The 17,228-nt window shown below is 71.9% G+C and carries 17 protein-coding genes; 7 read left to right on the top strand and 10 right to left on the bottom strand.

Features of this window, described 5'->3' with window-relative positions; all coding sequences use genetic code 11:
• Positions 1-6: 6 nt before the first annotated feature.
• Entirely contained in the window at positions 7-585 is a 579-nt protein-coding gene (locus tag ACFVS8_RS07225; RefSeq protein ID WP_387059541.1) for a TetR/AcrR family transcriptional regulator, read from the bottom strand.
• Between the two features lie 154 nt (positions 586-739).
• Between ACFVS8_RS07225 and ACFVS8_RS07220 the strand changes: the two genes are divergently transcribed.
• The gene (locus ACFVS8_RS07220; protein ID WP_387059538.1) at positions 740-1,465 is read left to right on the top strand and encodes an MBL fold metallo-hydrolase; all 726 of its coding nucleotides are present in this window, start codon (positions 740-742) and stop codon (positions 1,463-1,465) included.
• Positions 1,466-1,524: 59 nt separating this feature from the next.
• Here the strand turns inward: ACFVS8_RS07220 and ACFVS8_RS07215 are convergent, their stop codons facing one another.
• The 3 genes from ACFVS8_RS07215 to ACFVS8_RS07205 form a co-directional block, all read right to left on the bottom strand.
• Entirely contained in the window at positions 1,525-2,196 is a 672-nt protein-coding gene (locus ACFVS8_RS07215; RefSeq protein WP_387059535.1) for a GAP family protein, read from the bottom strand.
• Complete coding sequence (locus ACFVS8_RS07210) at positions 2,193-3,914, bottom strand: SulP family inorganic anion transporter (protein ID WP_387059532.1); 1,722 nt, start codon at positions 3,912-3,914, stop codon at positions 2,193-2,195. The genes ACFVS8_RS07215 and ACFVS8_RS07210 overlap by 4 nt, the downstream gene beginning before the upstream one ends.
• Before the next feature lie 130 nt (positions 3,915-4,044).
• Positions 4,045-5,652: a carboxyl transferase domain-containing protein gene (locus tag ACFVS8_RS07205; protein ID WP_387059529.1), complete on the bottom strand. Its 1,608-nt coding sequence runs from the start codon at positions 5,650-5,652 to the stop codon at positions 4,045-4,047.
• A gap of 124 nt (positions 5,653-5,776) precedes the next feature.
• On the opposite strand from ACFVS8_RS07205, the gene ACFVS8_RS07200 reads away from it, so the two are divergent.
• Together ACFVS8_RS07200 and ACFVS8_RS07195 are read left to right on the top strand one after the other, a co-directional pair.
• Positions 5,777-6,430 carry a TetR/AcrR family transcriptional regulator gene (locus tag ACFVS8_RS07200; RefSeq protein ID WP_387059526.1) on the top strand — a complete coding sequence of 218 codons (654 nt, stop codon included), beginning with the start codon at positions 5,777-5,779 and terminating at the stop codon, positions 6,428-6,430.
• The gene (locus ACFVS8_RS07195) at positions 6,409-6,894 is read left to right on the top strand and encodes a GNAT family N-acetyltransferase (RefSeq protein ID WP_387059523.1); all 486 of its coding nucleotides are present in this window, start codon (positions 6,409-6,411) and stop codon (positions 6,892-6,894) included. Before ACFVS8_RS07200 ends, ACFVS8_RS07195 begins: the two co-directional genes overlap by 22 nt.
• A gap of 30 nt (positions 6,895-6,924) precedes the next feature.
• Here ACFVS8_RS07195 and ACFVS8_RS07190 read toward each other — a convergent pair whose 3' ends face one another.
• From ACFVS8_RS07190 to pdhA, 4 genes are all read right to left on the bottom strand, one after another.
• A complete protein-coding gene (locus tag ACFVS8_RS07190; RefSeq protein WP_387059520.1) occupies positions 6,925-7,236 on the bottom strand; it encodes a 4a-hydroxytetrahydrobiopterin dehydratase in 312 nt (103 codons plus the stop codon).
• A 164-nt stretch (positions 7,237-7,400) separates the two neighbouring features.
• Positions 7,401-8,828 (bottom strand): dihydrolipoamide acetyltransferase family protein, encoded by a 1,428-nt coding sequence (locus tag ACFVS8_RS07185; RefSeq protein WP_387059517.1) that lies wholly within the window; start codon positions 8,826-8,828, stop codon positions 7,401-7,403.
• Positions 8,825-9,835: an alpha-ketoacid dehydrogenase subunit beta gene (locus ACFVS8_RS07180; protein ID WP_387059514.1), complete on the bottom strand. Its 1,011-nt coding sequence runs from the start codon at positions 9,833-9,835 to the stop codon at positions 8,825-8,827. Before ACFVS8_RS07180 ends, ACFVS8_RS07185 begins: the two co-directional genes overlap by 4 nt.
• Positions 9,832-11,004, bottom strand: coding sequence for a pyruvate dehydrogenase (acetyl-transferring) E1 component subunit alpha (gene pdhA, locus ACFVS8_RS07175; protein WP_387059512.1), 1,173 nt, complete (start codon positions 11,002-11,004; stop codon positions 9,832-9,834). The genes ACFVS8_RS07180 and pdhA overlap by 4 nt, the downstream gene beginning before the upstream one ends.
• A 164-nt stretch (positions 11,005-11,168) precedes the next feature.
• Here pdhA and ACFVS8_RS07170 point away from each other — a divergent pair, with 164 nt between their 5' ends.
• From ACFVS8_RS07170 to ACFVS8_RS07155, 4 genes are all read left to right on the top strand, one after another.
• Complete coding sequence (locus tag ACFVS8_RS07170) at positions 11,169-11,633, top strand: Lrp/AsnC family transcriptional regulator (protein WP_387059510.1); 465 nt, start codon at positions 11,169-11,171, stop codon at positions 11,631-11,633.
• A gap of 7 nt (positions 11,634-11,640) precedes the next feature.
• The gene (locus tag ACFVS8_RS07165) at positions 11,641-12,531 is read left to right on the top strand and encodes a RimK family alpha-L-glutamate ligase (protein WP_387059508.1); all 891 of its coding nucleotides are present in this window, start codon (positions 11,641-11,643) and stop codon (positions 12,529-12,531) included.
• Positions 12,532-12,657: 126 nt separating this feature from the next.
• Positions 12,658-13,314, top strand: coding sequence for an ArsR/SmtB family transcription factor (locus ACFVS8_RS07160; protein ID WP_387059506.1), 657 nt, complete (start codon positions 12,658-12,660; stop codon positions 13,312-13,314).
• Between the two features lies 1 nt (position 13,315).
• Complete coding sequence (locus tag ACFVS8_RS07155) at positions 13,316-13,528, top strand: hypothetical protein (RefSeq protein ID WP_387059504.1); 213 nt, start codon at positions 13,316-13,318, stop codon at positions 13,526-13,528.
• A gap of 102 nt (positions 13,529-13,630) precedes the next feature.
• Here the strand turns inward: ACFVS8_RS07155 and ACFVS8_RS07150 are convergent, their stop codons facing one another.
• Positions 13,631-14,476: an SGNH/GDSL hydrolase family protein gene (locus ACFVS8_RS07150; RefSeq protein WP_387059502.1), complete on the bottom strand. Its 846-nt coding sequence runs from the start codon at positions 14,474-14,476 to the stop codon at positions 13,631-13,633.
• A gap of 248 nt (positions 14,477-14,724) precedes the next feature.
• Positions 14,725-17,007 carry a polyribonucleotide nucleotidyltransferase gene (locus ACFVS8_RS07145; RefSeq protein ID WP_387059500.1) on the bottom strand — a complete coding sequence of 761 codons (2,283 nt, stop codon included), beginning with the start codon at positions 17,005-17,007 and terminating at the stop codon, positions 14,725-14,727.
• Between the last annotated feature and the right edge of the window lie 221 nt (positions 17,008-17,228).

Below are 17,228 nucleotides of genomic sequence, written 5' to 3'. Positions count from 1 at the left end.
ACGGGGCTAGCGCTCGGCGCGGACCTGACCGGCGACCGCCGCGACCAGTGCCTCGACGCCGAACGCGAACGCGCGGTCGACGTCGCCGCCGAGCCGGAATGCGCCGGCGAGCTCCATGCTCGCGAACCCGGTCGCCCAGGCTGTGAACGTCCGTGCCGCGTCGAGCGCGTGCTCCTCGCCCGCGAGGTCGCCCGCCGCACTCAGCACCGCGGCGCTCGACGCGCGCAGCGTCTCGCCGTCGAGGTGGAGTTCGGCGCCCGGCGCGAACACGATGCGGAACGCGACCGGTCGACGGCGCGCGAAGGCGCGGAGCGCATGGGCGAGCGCGACGAGGCGGGCACGCGGGTCGTCGCCCGCCCGCTCGGCCGCACGCCCGGCATCGTCGCCGAGATCGCGGAGCGTGGCGTCGACCACGAGTGCGATGAGCGCGTCGCGCCCGCTCACCCGCTTGTACAGCGACGGGGCCCGCACCCCCACCCGGTCGGCGACGGCCTGCATGGTGAGGCCGTCGAGACCGCCGAGCTCCAAGAGCTCGCGGCCGGCCTCGACGATCGCGGCGAGGGAGGTGCGTTCGGGCGTCGGCATGGAACTCCTTCTCGGTGCGGTGCGGATGCCGGCGCTGAGCGACATCCGATTCCGTATGGCTATTGACGTTAGCCATGATAGCTATGTATCGTAGCCATCGCTACCCCGGATCCGGCCGCACCGGCCGGGACCGCTACGAAGACCGGAGCATCGCATGCGACTCGCACCCTCACTGCACCGCGTCGGCAACGACATCGTCGCCGTCTACCTCGTCGACGCCCCCGAGGGCGTCACCGTGATCGACGCCGGGCTCGCCGGCCAGTGGAAGGAGTTCGTCGCCGAACTCGACGCCATGGGCCGCACGCTCGACGACGTGCGCGGCGTCGTGCTCACGCACGGCGACAGCGACCACATCGGGTTCGCCGAACGCCTGCGCCGCGACCACGGCGTGCCCGTGTTCGTGCACGAGGCCGACGCCGCCCGCGCGCGAGGCGAGACATCGACGAAGCCCGAGTGGGGGCACGTGAAGCTCGGCGCGACCGCGCGATTCCTCTGGTACGCCATGCGCAAGAACGGCCTGCGAACGACCCCGCTCACCGAGGTCGTGCCGGTGCACGACGGCGACGTGCTCGACCTGCCGGGCTCCCCCGCGGTCATCGGGCTGCCCGGGCACTCCCCCGGCAGCATCGCGATCCACGTGCCGGCGGTCGACGCCGTGTTCGTCGGCGACGGCCTCACCACCCGGCACGTGCTGACCGGGTCGACCGGGCCGCAGCCGGCGCCGTTCACCGACGATCCGGCCGAGGCGCTGGCGTCACTGCACCGCATCGCCGACCTCGGGGCGGCCTGGGTGCTGCCCGGGCACGGGTCGCCGTGGCACGGCGGGGTCGAGCAGGCCGTGGCCGACGTCGAACGCGCGGCAGCGGCATCCGGAGCCTGAGACCGCCCTCGGTCGTGCCGGGCACTCGAGCGCCCCCTGGGGGCTCGTCGCGAACGGGCTCAGAAGCTGCCGATGCCCTTGCCGACCAGCGAGATGCCGATCACGAGCAGCAGCACGGCCATGATGACCGCGTTCTCGTGCGCGAGCCACACCCGGAGCGCGTCGAGCGGACCCCTGAGCTTCGCCGACGCGAGCAGGTACGCGATCACGGGCACCGCCACGGTCGAGGCCGCGATGAGCACGTAGATCGCGGCGACGAGCACGATCTCGCCGGTCACGAGGCCCGCCGACCCGATCTCGGTGCCCGCCCCGGCGGCCATGAGGAGGTTCTTCGGGTTCACCGCCGAGAGCAGGAATCCGAGGCCCAGCGCCCCGCCGAACGAGACCTTGTCGATCGCCTGCATCCACTTCGGCAGCACGGGCTCCTGGCCGGACTTCGGCCGCTTGCGCCACTGGCCGAGCGCGAGCACGAGCAGTCCGAGGCCGAGCAGCAGCCGGATCACGCCCTGGATCGGCCTCGACGCATCGGGGTCGCCCTCGGGGAGCACCGAAGCGAGCAGGGTGAAGACCGTGACGGCCACGACGATTCCCGCCAGCCAGCCCAGCAGGAACCCGACGCTCGTGACCCGCGCCTTCGGCGAGAGGAGCATGAAGATCGCCGCGATGATCGGGATCGGGCTGATCGCGACACCGAGTGCGAGCGGCAGGACGGCGCCGATGGTCTGATTCACGAAGTGCCCTTCTCGGTGGTCGCGGGGTCGGTCGCCGTGGTCGCCGTGGTCGCCGTGGTCGTTGAACGGTCGGGCGAGAGCGCCGCGATCGCCGCACGGTTGGTCTCGAAGACCCGCTCGTCGTGGAACAGCCCGAGCTGCACGAGGCGCAGGCGAGCCGGGTCGCGCATGCGGCTGAACGAGAGCGCGACGCCGCCCGACGCGAGCCAGAGCTTGAGCGCCTCGAACTCCTCGGCACCCGTGACGTCGACGTCGGTCACGGCCTCCATGTCGATGATGACGTCGCGCACCGGGCCGCCCTCGGCGGTGCCGGCCGACGAGACGGCGCGCTTGACGGCCTCGGCGAAGACGCTGCCGTTGGCGAAGAAGAGCGGCGCCGCGAGACGCACGACGACGACCCCCGGCGCCGTGGTCGTGCCGACCGGTGCGTCCTCGAGCAGCGACTCCGCCGGGTCGCCCGTCGCCTCGAGCACGTCGATCGCGGGATTCGCCGCACGCTTGGCGAGGTTCACGAGCGCGAGCACGAAGGCGACGAGGATGCCCGGGATCGCACCCACGAACAGCGTCACCAGGAAGCAGACCGCGCCGACGAGGAACTCGAACCGGTCCTTGCGCCAGAGGTCGGCGAACTCGCGGATGCCGAGCAGCGGGATGATCGCGACGCCCACGACCGCGCCGATCGCGGGCGACGGGATGTCGGCGAGCAGCGCCGTGCCGAACAGGAGCAGCAGCAGCGTGCCGACGGCGAGCACGAGCGAGGGCAGCTGGGTTCGGGATCCGGCCTGGTCCATGGCGGCCGTGCGCGAGGTCGAGGACCCGACCGAGAAGCTGCCCTGCGCACCGGCGGCGACGTTCGCGAGGCCGAACGCGAACAGGTCGCGGTTCGCGCGGAACGGGTAGCGGTGCTTCTCGGAGTAGGAGCGGGAGACGAGCAGGCCCTCGGCGGTCGTCACGAGGGTCAGCGCCATGGCCGACGGGATGAGCGCGGCCCAGACGGCCCAGTCGAGGACGGGCCACGTCAGCGCCGGCGGCCCGGCGGGCACCTCGCCCAGCACGTCGACGCCGGCGTCGTCGAGGTTCGCGACGACGACCACCACCGTCGTGAGCACCAGCACGACGAGCGCCCACGGCACGGCCCGGAGGAACCGCTTGCCGAGGAGCAGCACGGCGACCGACGCCGCCGAGATCGCGAGCGACCACGGGTTCGTGCTGCCGAGCCCCGTGACGAGGCCGACGAGCTTGTCGACGAACTCGCCGCCCGAGTCGATCTTCACGCCGAGCATCTTCGCGACCTGGCTGACCATGATGTCGAGCGCGAGTCCGCCGACGAACCCGACGAGGATCGGCTTCGACAGGAAGTTCGCGAGGAACCCGAGCTTGAAGACCGAGAGCAGCGCGAACATGACGCCGCAGAGGATCGCCTGCGCGAGCGCCATCGTCGCGTAGTCGGCGCTTCCGGCGGCCACGAGCCCGCCGATCGACGAGGCGACGAGCGCCGCCGCGGCGGCGTCGGGCGAGGCCACGACCTGGCGCGACGAGACGACGAGCGCGTACACGATCGTCGGCACGATGAGCGCGTAGAGGCCCGCGGTGGGCGGAAGCCCCGCGATCTGCGCATACCCGATGTTGAGCGGGATCGCGATGGCGATGAGCGTCACGCCGGCGGTCAGCTCGGTGACGAGGTTCCTCGTCGTCAGCCCAGCCAGTGGTCGTTGCATGCCCCGCCTCCCGGTCGCACGCGCGAACGCCTCGCGTACCCGAACACTCTGGCACGCGGCCTCGGGTCAGCGGCGGATCCCGTGCCGTGTCCGGCGGCCGATCCGACGGCTCACGCGCGGATCCGACGCCTCACATGCGGAACAGCCCGAAGGCCGGCTCGGGCAGCGGCGTGCGGCTCGCCAGCTCGAGCGCCATCGCGAGCACCGTGCGCGTGTCAGCCGGGTCGATGATGCCGTCGTCCCAGAGCCTGGCGGTCGAGTGGTACGGGCTGCCCTGCTGCTCGTACTGCTCGCGGATCGGGGCCTTGAACGCCTCGGCCGCGGCATCCGACCACTCCTCGCCCCGCACCGCGAGCTGATCGCCCTTCACGGTCGAGAGCACGGATGCCGCCTGCTCGCCGCCCATGACCGAGATGCGCGCGTTCGGCCACATGAACAGGAACCGCGGCGAGTACGCGCGCCCGCACATGGAGTAGTTGCCGGCGCCGAAGGATCCGCCGATGACGACCGTGAGCTTCGGCACCCGGGTCGTGGCGACCGCGGTGACCATCTTCGCGCCGTGCTTGGCGATGCCGCCGGCCTCGGCGTCGCGGCCCACCATGAAGCCGGAGATGTTCTGCAGGAACACGAGCGGGATGCCGCGCTGGTCGCAGAGCTCGATGAAGTGGGCGCCCTTCATGGCCGATTCGCTGAACAGCACGCCGTTGTTGGCGACGATGCCGACGGGGTGGCCGTCGAGGTGCGCGAAGCCAGTGACGAGCGTGTCGCCGTAGTCGGGCTTGAACTCGGTGAACTCGCTCGCGTCGACGAGCCGCGCGATGACCTCGTGCACGTCGTAGGGCTGCTGCACGTCGACGGGCACGGCTGCCGTGAGGTCCGCCGGGTCGACGGCAGGCGGTCGGGGCTCACGCACCGCCCACGCGCGCGGCGCCTGGGCGGGCAGCGTCGCGACCATGTCGCGCACGGTCTCGAGTGCGTGCTCGTCGTCGTCGGCCAGGTGGTCGGTGACCCCCGAGATGCGGGAGTGCAGGTCGCCTCCGCCGAGCTCCTCGGGCGTGACGACCTCGCCGATCGCGGCCTTCACGAGCGGCGGGCCGCCGAGGAAGATCGTGCCCTGGTCGCGCACGATGACCGACTCGTCGCTCATCGCCGGCACGTAGGCGCCGCCCGCCGTGCACGAGCCGAGCACGGCCGCGAGCTGCGGGATGCGCATCGAGGAGAGCTGCGCCTGGTTGAAGAAGATGCGGCCGAAGTGCTCGCGGTCGGGGAACACGTCGTCCTGCATGGGCAGGAACGCGCCGCCCGAGTCGACGAGGTACACGCAGGGCAGGCGGTGCTCGCGCGCGACCTCCTGGGCCCGCAGGTGCTTCTTGACCGTCATCGGGTAGTAGGTGCCGCCCTTGACCGTGGCGTCGTTGCAGACCACGACCACGGGCCGGCCGTGCACGAGGCCGATGCCCGTGATGATGCCCGCGCCGGGCGAGTCGCCGCCGTACATGCCGTCGGCGGCGAGCGGCGAGAGCTCGAGGAACGGGCTGCCCTCGTCGAGCAGGCGGTCGACGCGGTCCCGCGGCAGCAGCTTGCCGCGCGCGACGTGGCGGTCGCGGGATGCCTCCGGCCCGCCGAGCGCGGCCTCTGCGAGGCGTCGGCGCAGCTCGCCGACGAGCTCGGCGTGCGCGTCGGCGTTGCGCCCGGCCGCGTCGCCGGATCGGTCGATCGCGGTCGTGAGTGTCGTCATCGGCCCTCCGCCTCGTCGCGTGTCGCGCCGGTTCGGGCCGAAGAGGACCGACCCTTGTGCGACGTCGCGATTTTCGGTTAGTGTTCACTAACTCGATTCCCGAGGTTAGCGAGCACCCATCGAAATGGCAAGCACACCCGCACAGGCCCCCGCGGCACCGGCTCACCCGGTCGCCGCGCACCCGGCACCGGCGCTCACCGAGCGCGGCCGGCAGAAGGCCGACCGCCGCGCGGCGATCCTGAGCGCTGCGGCGCGCCAGTTCGCCGAGCGCGGCTACGCGGGTGTGACCATCGAAGACCTCGGCGCCGCCGTCGGCGTCAGCGGGCCCGCCGTCTACCGCCACTTCTCGGGCAAGTCGGCCGTGCTCGCCGCGATCCTCGAGGACGCCAGCCGTTCACTGCTCGACGGCGCCGAACGGGTGCTCGTCGAAGCGCCCGACGCGGCGGCCGCGCTGCGCTCGCTCATCCGCTTCCACGTGGACTTCGCGCTCGGCCAGGCCGACGTCATCGCCGTGCAGGACCGCGAACTCGAGCACATCGACGTCGCGGTGCGCCACGAGGTGCGGTCCCTGCAGCGGCGGTACGTCGAACGCTGGGTCGCCACCCTCGCAGAGCTCAGGCCCGACCGGGCCGAGGTGGAGCTGCGGTTCCGGGCACACGCCGCCTTCGGACTGCTCAACTCCACACCCCACAGCGCCCGCACCCCTGGGCGCAGACCCGCCGACGGCACCGTCCGCGGCATCCTCGAGGAGATGGCATGGGCGAGCCTCATGTCGTGAGCCTGCGCGCGACCCGCGACACGGATCTCGACACCCTGTTCCTGATCGGGCACGACCCCGTCGCCGTGCGGTCGACCCGACCGGCCCCGCCCGGCACCGACGATCGCGCGACGGTCGAGGCGCGCTGGCGCGTGCTCATGGCCGACCCCGCGATCGACCTCCGAACCGTGCGCGCCGACGGCGAGATCGTCGGCAGCGTCGCGCGCTGGTACGAGCAGGGCGCGCCCGAGGTCGTGACCTGGATCGACCGCGCGCACCGGGGGCACGGCATCGCCACGCGGGCCATGCGGATCTTCCTCGAGGTGCTCGACGAACGGCCCGTCCGGGCGCATGCGACGAGCGACGACGCCGGGTCGGTGCGCGTGCTCGAGCATCTCGGCTTCGAACCGGTCGGCACCGAGGGCTCGTCTGCCGGCCCGGCAGGCGGCACCGACGTCGAGGAGCTCCTCTACCTGCTCCGCTGACCCGGGGGTCGCGCGCGCAGGAGAGCCCCGCTACTCCGCCCGCTGCGCCCCCGCCGCGACGGCGAGCACGTCGATGCGCTGGGCGAGCTCGAGATCGCGGGAGGTCACGCCTCCCACGTCGTGCGAGCTCAGCTCGAACACGACTCGGCCCCACCCGAGGCGCACGTCGGGATGGTGGTCGAGCTCGTCGGCGACCGGGGCGACCGCGTCGAGCACGCGGACCGCGCCGGCGAAGTCGGGCGTGCGGTAGGCCGCCTCGAGCCGGTCGCCGTCGTGCACGAAGGCCGTGCGCGCGAGGGCGTCGGCGGTCTCGGCGGGTGCGAGGATGCGCTTCGGGTCCATGGCCCCATCCTCCTCCCCCGACGCGCCAGCGCGACCGTCCGGCGGACGAACGTCGCGGAATCCGCCGGTTCGGCTCCGATCCGATCCGATCGCGGCATCCGGATCGCCGGGCGAGCAGGCAGCCGGAACGGGCCGACCGAGGTCGACCCGTTCCGGCGGCGGGGTCAGATCATGGTCAGCGCCCGCGCGGGGTCGCGCAGGATCGCCCCGACGTCGGTGAGGAAGGCCGCGGCCTGCTGCCCGTCGACGAGGCGGTGGTCGAACGACAGGCTCAGCGTCATGACCTCGCGCAGGGCGATCTCGCCGCGGAACTCCCACGGCTGCCGGCGTGCGGCGCCCGTGGCGAGGATCACGGCCTCACCGGGGTTCAGGATCGGCGTGCCGGCGTCGACGCCGAAGACGCCGACGTTCGTGATCGAGAGGGTGCCGCCCGTCAGATCCGCCGGACGCGTGCGCCCCTCCCGGGCGGTGACCGCGAGCTCGCCGATCGCGTCGGCGAGCTCGATGAGCGTCAGGCGCTCGGCGGCCTTCACGTTCGGCACCACGAGCCCGCGCTCGGTCGCCGCCGCGATGCCGAGGTTCACCGAGCCGAACTGCACGATCTCCTGGGCGTCCTCGTCCCACTTGGCGTTGACGTCGGGGGTCCGCCGGGCGGCGAGGCAGACGGCCTTCGCCACGACCGCGAGGGGGGTGACGCGGTGCCCGGCGAACGCGGGGTCCTCGCGGAGGCTCCGCACGAGGTCCATGGTCGAGGTGACGTCGACCGTGAGGAACTCGGTGACGTGCGGCGCCGTGAACGCACTCGCGACCATCGCGGCCGCCGTGTGCTTGCGCACGCCCTTGATCGGGATGCGCACGTCGGCTGCCGCGGGCATGTCGAGACGCTCGCGCGCTGCGGAGCCGGAGACGGCCGGCGTGTCAGCGTCGACGGGCGCTCCGACTCCGGATGCCGCGGCCTCGACGTCGGCACGCGTGACGAGTCCGCGCTCGCCCGTGCCGCGCACGAGTGCGAGGTCGATGCCGAGGTCGTGCGCGAGCTTGCGCACGGGCGGCGTCGAGCGCGGGCGCTCGGACGGCATCGCGGGCGCATGATTCGTCGACGACGGTGCGACCGCGGACTCCGCAGCGACGCCCGCCCCGGCCGCTGCTTCCGGCAGGGTCGGCACGAGGTCGGCCGCGAGCGCGGCACGCCTGGCGCGGCGTTTCGGGCCGGACTCGGCACGGGCACCGTAGCCGACCAGGTTCGGGCCCGACGCGGCATCCGTCGACGCCTCCACGACCGGCGCGGCTGCGACCGGGGCGGCCGCGGCATCCGTCGGCGCCGTCGCCGGAGCAGCGGAGTCGCCCTCGCCCGTGTCGCACGAGAACAGCGGCTCCCCCACGTTGACGGTCTCGCCCTCGCCCGCGTGCAGCGCGGTGACGACGCCGGCGAACGGCGACGGCAGCTCGACGACGGCCTTGGCGGTCTCGACGTCGGCGATGATCTGGTTGAGCTCGACGCGGTCGCCCACGGCGACGCGCCAGGCGACGATCTCGGACTCGGTCAGTCCCTCGCCGAGGTCGGGCAGCGGGAAGTCGCGGATCATGGTCATGCCTCCACTCCGCTCAGCGAGTTCGGGCGGCCGAGCACGCGGTCGACGCCGTCGAGCATGCGGTCGAGGTCGGGCAGGTGGTGCCGTTCGAGCTTCGCGGGCGGGTACGGGATGTCGTGGCCGGTGATGCGCACGGGCGCGGCCTCGAGGAACTCGAAGCAGCGCTCGGTGATGCTCGCCGCGATCTCGGCGCCGAGCCCGAGCTGCTGCCCGGCCTCGTGCGCGATGACGAGGCGTCCGGTGCGGCGCACCGAGGCGGCCACCGTCGTGAGGTCCATCGGCGAGAGCGAACGCAGGTCGATGACCTCGAGCGAGACGCCCTCCTCGCGGGCGGCGGTCGCGGCGTCGCGGGCGGTCTGCACGAGCGCGCCGTAGGTCACGAGCGTGACGTCGGTTCCGGATGCCACGACCGAGGCGACGCCCATCGGCTTCGCGTCGGCGAGGCTCGCCGTCTCGTCGACCTCGCCCTTGACGTGGTAGCGGCGCTTCGGCTCGAAGAAGAGCACGGGGTCGTCGCTCGCGATGGCCTGCTGGATCATGACGTAGGCCTCGGCGGCATCCGAGCAGGCCACGACCCGGAGGCCCGCGGTGTGCGCGAAGTACGCCTCGGGCGACTCGGAGTGGTGCTCGGCCGCGCCGATGCCGCCGCCGAAGGGCACGCGGATCGTGATGGGCATGCGCACGTTGCCGCGCGAGCGGTAGTGCAGCTTCGCGACCTGCGCCACGATCTGGTCGAACCCGGGGTAGATGAACCCGTCGAACTGGATCTCGACGACCGGGCGGTAGCCGCGGTACGCGAGGCCGACCGCGGTGCCGATGAGTCCGGCCTCCGACAGCGGCGAGTCGACGACGCGGTGCGCGCCGAACTCGGACTTGAGGCCGTCGGTCACGCGGAACACGCCGCCGAGCGTGCCGATGTCCTCGCCCATGAGGACGACGCGGTCGTCGCCCGCGAGGGCGCGACGGAGGCCGGCGTTGATGGCGCCGCCGAGCGTGAGCGTGGTCATCGTGCGCCTCCCTCGGTCGTGGCGGAGGCGCTCGAGGCGTTCGCCGGGGCATCCGTCGCCTGGTCGTCGAACTGCGCGAGGTACCTCGCGTAGTGCTCGCGCTGGCGCTCGAGGTGGGAGTTCGGCTCGGCGTAGACGTGGTCGAAGACGCTCATCGGCTCGGGATCGACCATGGTGGCGATCGAGGCGCGCAGCGCACCGGCCGCGCGCGCGGCCTCGGCCTCGACCTCGCGGTCGAGCTCGTCGCGATCGACGCCGGATGCCGCGAGCAGGGCGCCGACCCTCGCGATCGGGTCGCGCGCACGCCAGTCGGCGAGCTCGTCGTCGGTGCGGTAGCGCTTCGGGTCGTCGGCCGTCGTGTGCGGACCCATGCGGTACGTCACGGCCTCGATGAAGGTCGGGCCGCCCCCACGGCGGGCGCGATCGAGTGCGACCCTGGTCGCTGCGAGCACGGCGAGCACGTCGTTGCCGTCGACGCGGATGCCGGGCACGGCGAAGCCGTCGGCGCGGTTCGCCAGCGGCTGCTTGGACTGCAGCCCGACGGGCTCGGAGATCGCCCAGCCGTTGTTCTGGCAGAAGAACACGACAGGTGCATCGAAGCTCGAGGCGAACACCAGGGCCTCGTTCACGTCGCCCTCGCTGGTCGCGCCGTCGCCGAAGTACGCGACGGCCGCGGCATCCGATCCGTCCCAGGCCGCGCCCATCGCCCAACCGGTCGCGTGCAGCGACTGCGCGCCGATGATGATCTGGGGCACGGCCATGCCGAAGTCGGAGGGGTTCCATCCCGACGACGCCGCGCCGCGCCACACGCGCAGCACGTCGGCCGGGTCGATGCCGCGCACCCAGGCGACGCCGTGCTCGCGGTAGCTGCCGAACACGAAGTCGTCGGAGCGCAGGGCGCGGGCGGAGCCCACCTGCGCGGCCTCCTGCCCGAGCAGCGGCGGCCAGAGGCCGACCTCCCCCTGGCGCTGCAGGGCGATGCCCTCGGCGTCGATGCGACGCAGCACCGACATGTCGCGGTAGAGCCCGCGGAGCACCTCGGTGTCGACGTCGACGACCCAGCGGTCGAGTTCGGGATCGGGGCGGCGCTCGCCCTCGGGCGTGATGAGCTGGGCGAAGCCTGCCGGGCGGGTCAACAGCCCGGTCGAGGTGGGTTCGGATGGGGTCATGGGTGGATCCTCGCTCTCGACGACCGCCTCGTGGGCGGTCGCACCCGGCGGCACTGCCGGATCCCGCGAGCGTACGTCGAGATGGCACAGCGCTCAAGCATTCGAGATTCCGTTGAGCATGTTGCTCAACCAGACCCGTCGAACGAGTGCTATCGTCTGGCGGTATGACCGGTTACGACGATGTCGACCGAGCCCTCCTCGAAGCGATGGGCCGCGACCCGCGCGCGACGGTCGTCGCGCTCGCCGATCGCCTCGGGCTCTCGCGCAACACCGTGCAGGCCCGCATGGCGAGGCTCGAGGCATCCGGCGCCTTCCTCTCGTTCGAGCGGAGCATCGACCCGACGCCGCTCGGCTACCCGCTCGAGGCGTTCGTCTCGGTGCACCTGCGGCAGAAGCAGCTCACCGAGGTCATCGACCGGATCGCCGAGATCCCCGAGGTCATCCAGGCGCACGGGCTCTCCGGCACCGTCGACCTGCTCGTGCGCGTCGTGTGCCGCGACGCGCACGACCTGTTCCGCATCGACGGCGAGATCCTCGCGATCGACGGCGTCGAGCGCACCGAGACCTCGCTCGCGATGGGCGAGGTGATCCCCTACCGCCTCGGTCCGCTGCTCGAGCGTCCGAGCTGAGGGCGACATGCGGGTCGCGGTGCTGCGCTGCGGGCGACTGCCGAGCTTCGTCACGTGGGAGATCGCCGACGTGGAGTCGCTCTTCGACGACGATCGACGCCTGATCGACGCGCTCCGTGATCGCGGCGTCGACGCCGAGCCGGTCGCATGGTCGGCCGACGGGGTCGACTGGGATGCGTACGACGTCGCCGTGCTGCGCAGCACGTGGGACTACGTGGATCGCACCGAGCTGTTCCTCGAGGTCATGACGACGATCGACCGCTCCGGATGCACCCTGCTCAACCCGCTCGATGCCGTGCACTGGAACGTCGACAAGCGCTACCTCGACGACCTGGCCGACTGGGGCGTGCCCATCGTGCCGGTCGTCAGAGGGCTGCCGGCCGAGGCGGCCGCGCTGGTCGCCGAGGTGGAGAGCACCGGGTGGACCGAGCTCGTGCTGAAGCCCTCGGTCGGCGTCGGCGGCGCCGGGGTGGTGCGAACGGATGCCGCGGGACTCCCCCGGCTGCTCGCATCGCTGCCGCGGGCGGCCGAGGTGATGGTGCAGCCGTTCGCGCCCTCCGTGCTCGACGAGGGCGAGCTCTCGTTCGTGTCCATCGGCGGGAGCCAGAGCCACGTGCTGCGCAAGCGTCCGGCCCCGGGCGACTTCCGGGCGCACGGCATCTACGGGGGCTCGGTCGAACGCTCGGTCGCGTCTCCCGGCGATGTCGCCGAGGTCGAGGCGATGCTCTCCCGGCTGCCCTTCGACCTCCACTACGCGCGGGTCGACGTCGTTCGCCTCGACGGCCGGCTCGCGGTGCTCGAACTCGAACTCGTGGAGCCGATGCTCTACCTCGACCGCGCGACGGGCGCCGCCGAACGCCTCGCCGAGGCGACGATCGCCCGCTCGAGCCGATCCTGAGGGCGGGCCGACGAGCGCACGCTCGCGACGCGCTTCGGAGGCCGGCCGACGATCGTGGACGGCATGCAAAGATTCCCTTGCAAAGAAATCCTTGCAACATATTCTTTGCAGAGGTATCTTTGCAATATGGCGAACAACGACCCCGCAGATCTCGGCGCACAGCCCAGCAGCACGCGCCACCCCGGCATCGACCACGTGCTGCCGTCGGCGAGCCTCAAGTCGCTCGCCCACCCGCTGCGCGTGCGCATCTACGACGAACTCTCGGCGTACGGCCCCATGACCGCGAGCGGGCTCGGTGAGCGGCTCGGCGAGTCGAGCGGCGCGACCAGCTACCACCTGCGCCAGCTCGAGCGCGCGGGCCTCGTTCGCGAAGACACCACGCGGGGCAAGGGCCGCGAACGCTGGTGGGAGCGCACGCCCGGCTCGGTCGCCATCCCCGACGCGCGTTCGCTCCCGGCCGGCAGCGCCGAGCGCCTGGCCGCCAAGCTCGTCGAAGACGAGTGGTTCCGCTCGCGCGAGACGAACTTCCGCGAGTTCCTGCTCGAGGGCGACCAGGTCTTCGGCGACGAATGGCTCGACATCGCGACGAGCGACACCATCAACCTGCGGCTGACGCCCGAGCAGCTCGCCGCCCTCGTCGCCGACATCGACGTCGTGCTCATGAAGTACATCGACGCGCACAAGCGCACGCCGACGCCCGGTTCACGCCCGGTGCAGATCCACATCAACGCGTTCCCGCTCATGCGCGGCGAACCGACCGACGACACCACGAAGGAGCTCTGACATGACCGCCGCACTCCTCTCCCCCGGTTCCGGAGCCGTCGCCGCACTCGCCGTGCGCAGCGGCTTCGGCCTCGCCGAATGGGGCCTCCGCCGGGCGGCCCGGCGCAACGACCGCGACCGCCTCGCGGCCAGGGCCGAGGCACGCGCACTCGCCGCATCCGCGCTCGCGGAACGCGACGCCGTGATCCGCAGCAGCGTGCAGTACCTGTCCTGACGGCCGCACGCGGCATCCCTCGACGGATGCCGAGCACGACGGATGCCGCGCCCGAGTCGATCGGGCGCGGCATCCGCCATTCCGGGGCCGGCGTCGGGCGGCTCAGCGGGCGAGCACCCGATCGTTCGCGAGCGCCCTCGCGTAGCCGAGCCCGTTGCCGAGCGCGTTCGGGTGGAAGTTCGCGGCGGCGAGGAGGTTCGCCGGGTCGAACGCGATGAACGGCAGCTTCGACCCGATGCCGTGACCGGCGAATTCCTGGGTCACGTCGACGAGCGTCACGCGAGGATTCGCCGTGGCCGCCACGGCACCCGCGATCACGGCGTTCAGCGCATCGCTCGACTGGTTGACGAGATCGCCGAGCGGCGCGACGCCGGGGTTGAACAGCCGCGGATAGTTCAGCACCACGACCTTGGCGTTCGGCACTGCGACGGCGATCGCGGAGTACAGCCCGACGAGCTGCGGCCCCAGCGCGGCGAGCTTCGCAGCGCTCGACGCGAGTGCCGACTTGCACGGGTCGACCGTCGGATCGGGATTCAGCGCGCAGGCCGCGAGCAGTTCGTTCGATCCGGCGTCGATGCCGCCGACGGTGAGCGTGACGAGCCTGGTGTCCGCGCTCACCCCCACGAGCTGGGCCGCCGTGTCGGCCACCGTCGCGCCCGAGCAGGCCCGGTTGGCCGTGAGCCGATAGAGGCTGAAGGCCGCGGCGATGGTCGGATAGCTCGCGTATCGGCTCTGCTTGCAGTCGTCGGACCGATAGGGCGGCGCCCCCTGGCCGGCGGTGAACGAGTCTCCGAGGGCGACGTAGCCGCGCGGCGCCGGAAGCCAGCCGGCCTGCGCGCTCGAGGCACTGCCCGCCGACACGTCAGTGGGCAGTGCCGCAGCGGGCGCGGCAGCGAGTCCCGCGACGAGCGCGGTCGAGATCAGGGCGAGGGCGCCCAGCCGTGACACGAACCCTCGACGAACATGAGCATTCTTCGACATGGCGCGGAAGATACTCCCGCTCCCCGGGCGCAGCCATCCCCCACTTCGTGTGACGGCCTCGGCTGCGCGGAGGTCGCGCCCGTGACCCGCACCGGCCCGGCCCGCAGCGGGCCCGCCAGCTGAGTCCGGCATCGAAGGTGCCGGCCCCTCCCCGGAACGACGGATGCCCCGCCCGAACGGATCGGGCGGGGCATCTGCCTGCGTCAGAAGCGTGACTACGCGTCGGCGCCCTCAGCGGGCTCCTCGGAGTGCGTGCCGGCGGTCTCGCGACCCTCGGTGTCGGCTTCGTCGGCGATGACCGGAGCGAGCGAGAGCTTGCCGCGGTCGTCGATCTTGGTGATCTCGACGAGGATCTTCTGGCCGACGCCGAGCACGTCTTCGACGTTCTCGACGCGCTTGCCGCCGGCGAGCTTGCGCACCTCGCTGATGTGCAGCAGGCCGTCCTTGCCGGGCAGCAGCGAGACGAACGCGCCGAAGGCGGCGATCTTCACGACGGTGCCGAGGAACTGCTCGCCGACCTCGGGGTTGGTCGGGTTCGCGATCGCGTTGACCTGGGCGCGGGCGGCCTCGGCCGAGGGGCCGTCGGTCGCGCCGATGTAGACGGTGCCGTCCTCCTCGATGGAGATGTCGGCGCCGGTCTCGTCCTGGATCGCGTTGATCGTCTTGCCCTTGGGGCCGATCAGCTCGCCGATCTTGTCGACGGGGATCTGCACCGAGATCACGCGGGGCGCGGTCGGGGCCATCTCGTCGGGGGCGTCGATCGCGGCGTTCAGCACGGCGAGGATCGTCGTGCGGGCGTCCTTCGCCTGCGTCAGCGCGCCGGCGAGCACCGAGGCGGGGATGCCGTCGAGCTTCGTGTCGAGCTGGATCGCGGTGACGAACTCCGAGGTGCCTGCGACCTTGAAGTCCATGTCGCCGAGGGCGTCTTCGGCGCCGAGGATGTCGGTGAGCGCCGCGTAGCGGGTCTCGCCGTCGATCGTGTCGGAGATGAGGCCCATGGCGATGCCGGCGACGGGTGCGCGCAGCGGCACGCCCGCGTTCAGCAGCGACAGGGTCGAGGCGCACACGGAGCCCATCGACGTCGAGCCGTTGGAGCCGAGCGCCTCGGACACCTGGCGGATCGCGTAGGGGAACTCCTCGCGCGTGGGCAGCACGGGCACGAGGGCGCGCTCGGCGAGAGCGCCGTGCCCGATCTCGCGACGCTTCGGAGACCCGACGCGACCGGTCTCACCGGTCGAGTAGGGCGGGAAGTTGTAGTTGTGCATGTAGCGCTTCTTGGTGACCGGGCTCAGCGAGTCGATCTGCTGCTCGAGCTTCAGCATGTTCAGCGTGGTGATGCCCAGGATCTGGGTCTCGCCGCGCTGGAAGATGGCCGAGCCGTGCACGCGGGGCACGACCTGCACCTCGGCGTCGAGCGGGCGGATGTCGGCGAGGCCGCGGCCGTCGATGCGGACGCCCTCTTCGAGCACGCGCGTGCGCATGACCTTCTTGGTGACCGACTTGTAGGCCGCGGAGACCTCGGCGTTGGCCGACTCGGGCAGCTCGCCCGCCTCGACCTTGGCCGCGACGTGCTCCTTGACGCGCGCCTTGAGGGCGTCGTCGGCGTCCTGACGCTCGACCTTGCCGGCGATCTGGTAGACGTCCTTGAGCTCGGCGGCGGCGAAGGCCTCGACGGCCCCCTTGACCTCGGCCTGGTAGGGCGGGAACGTCGGGTAGTCGGCGACGGGCTTCGCGGCGGTCTTCGCGACCTGCTGCTGCGCCTCGACGAGCTGCTTGATGAAGGGCTTCGACGCCTCGATGCCCTGCGCGATGACCTCTTCGCTCGGCTTGACGGCGCCGGCCTGGATGAGGTTCCACGCGTTGTCGGTGGCCTCGGCCTCGATCATCATGATCGCGACGTCCTGCGAGCCGTCGGCCTCGGTCACGACGCGACCGGCGACGACCATGCTGAACACGGCCTCGTCGAGCTGCGAGTGCTTCGGGAACGCGACCCACTGGCCGTCGATGAGCGCGACGCGCACGCCGGCGACGGGGCCGGAGAACGGCAGGCCCGAGAGCTGCGTCGAGAGCGACGCGGCGTTGATGGCGAGCACGTCGTAGAGCTCGTCGGGCTCGATGGCGAGCACGGTCACGACGACCTGCACCTCGTTGCGGAGGCCCTCGACGAACGAGGGGCGCAGGGGGCGGTCGATGAGACGGCAGGTGAGGATCGCCTCGGTCGAGGGGCGGCCCTCGCGACGGAAGAACGAGCCCGGGATGCGACCCGCGGCGTACATGCGCTCTTCGACGTCGATGGTCAGCGGGAAGAAGTCGAAGTGATCCTTCGGCTGCTTCGAGACGGACGTCGCCGAGAGCAGCATGGTCTCTTCGTCGATGTAGGCGACGGCCGAGCCCTGCGCCTGCTGGGCGAGGCGGCCGGTCTCGAAGCGGATGGTGCGGGTGCCGAACTTGCCATTGTCGATGACGGTCTCGGCGAACGTGATTTCAGGACCTTCCAAGAGGTCTCTCTCCTTTGTTTTTCGTCGCACCCCGTATGGGCGCGACTCGTACGTCAGGAGCAGGAACAGGCAATACGAATCGCATCAGGTCGATGCGTTCACGCTGGCCACCAGTAGAAGTCCACCATTCGAGTCGCTGTCGATTGGTGATCCACCACAGGGGACCAGCTTCCTGCCGGCCTGCTCCGTCAGCCGCCTCCGGCACCGCGCACCTGCGCGGC

The organism is Agromyces sp. NPDC058110 (assembly GCF_042884735.1).
Lineage (GTDB): Bacteria > Actinomycetota > Actinomycetes > Actinomycetales > Microbacteriaceae > Agromyces.
Note: the sequence above shows the minus strand (reverse complement) of the source record. Positions and strands in the feature narration are given on the sequence as shown.

What these genes read in the sequence shown, in the direction of transcription:
- ACFVS8_RS07180 (WP_387059514.1), bottom strand. Translation starts at nt 9,835, where the DNA reads ATGACCACGCTCACGCTCGGCGGCGCCATCAACGCCGGCCTCCGTCGC.
- ACFVS8_RS07205 (WP_387059529.1), bottom strand. Translation starts at nt 5,652, where the DNA reads ATGACGACACTCACGACCGCGATCGACCGATCCGGCGACGCGGCCGGG.
- ACFVS8_RS07225 (WP_387059541.1), bottom strand. Translation starts at nt 585, where the DNA reads ATGCCGACGCCCGAACGCACCTCCCTCGCCGCGATCGTCGAGGCCGGC.
- pdhA (WP_387059512.1), bottom strand. Translation starts at nt 11,004, where the DNA reads ATGACCCCATCCGAACCCACCTCGACCGGGCTGTTGACCCGCCCGGCA.
- ACFVS8_RS07165 (WP_387059508.1), top strand. Translation starts at nt 11,641, where the DNA reads ATGCGGGTCGCGGTGCTGCGCTGCGGGCGACTGCCGAGCTTCGTCACG.
- ACFVS8_RS07200 (WP_387059526.1), top strand. Translation starts at nt 5,777, where the DNA reads ATGGCAAGCACACCCGCACAGGCCCCCGCGGCACCGGCTCACCCGGTC.
- ACFVS8_RS07155 (WP_387059504.1), top strand. Translation starts at nt 13,316, where the DNA reads ATGACCGCCGCACTCCTCTCCCCCGGTTCCGGAGCCGTCGCCGCACTC.
- ACFVS8_RS07210 (WP_387059532.1), bottom strand. Translation starts at nt 3,914, where the DNA reads ATGCAACGACCACTGGCTGGGCTGACGACGAGGAACCTCGTCACCGAG.
- ACFVS8_RS07220 (WP_387059538.1), top strand. Translation starts at nt 740, where the DNA reads ATGCGACTCGCACCCTCACTGCACCGCGTCGGCAACGACATCGTCGCC.
- ACFVS8_RS07170 (WP_387059510.1), top strand. Translation starts at nt 11,169, where the DNA reads ATGACCGGTTACGACGATGTCGACCGAGCCCTCCTCGAAGCGATGGGC.
- ACFVS8_RS07160 (WP_387059506.1), top strand. Translation starts at nt 12,658, where the DNA reads ATGGCGAACAACGACCCCGCAGATCTCGGCGCACAGCCCAGCAGCACG.
- ACFVS8_RS07185 (WP_387059517.1), bottom strand. Translation starts at nt 8,828, where the DNA reads ATGACCATGATCCGCGACTTCCCGCTGCCCGACCTCGGCGAGGGACTG.
- ACFVS8_RS07195 (WP_387059523.1), top strand. Translation starts at nt 6,409, where the DNA reads ATGGGCGAGCCTCATGTCGTGAGCCTGCGCGCGACCCGCGACACGGAT.
- ACFVS8_RS07190 (WP_387059520.1), bottom strand. Translation starts at nt 7,236, where the DNA reads ATGGACCCGAAGCGCATCCTCGCACCCGCCGAGACCGCCGACGCCCTC.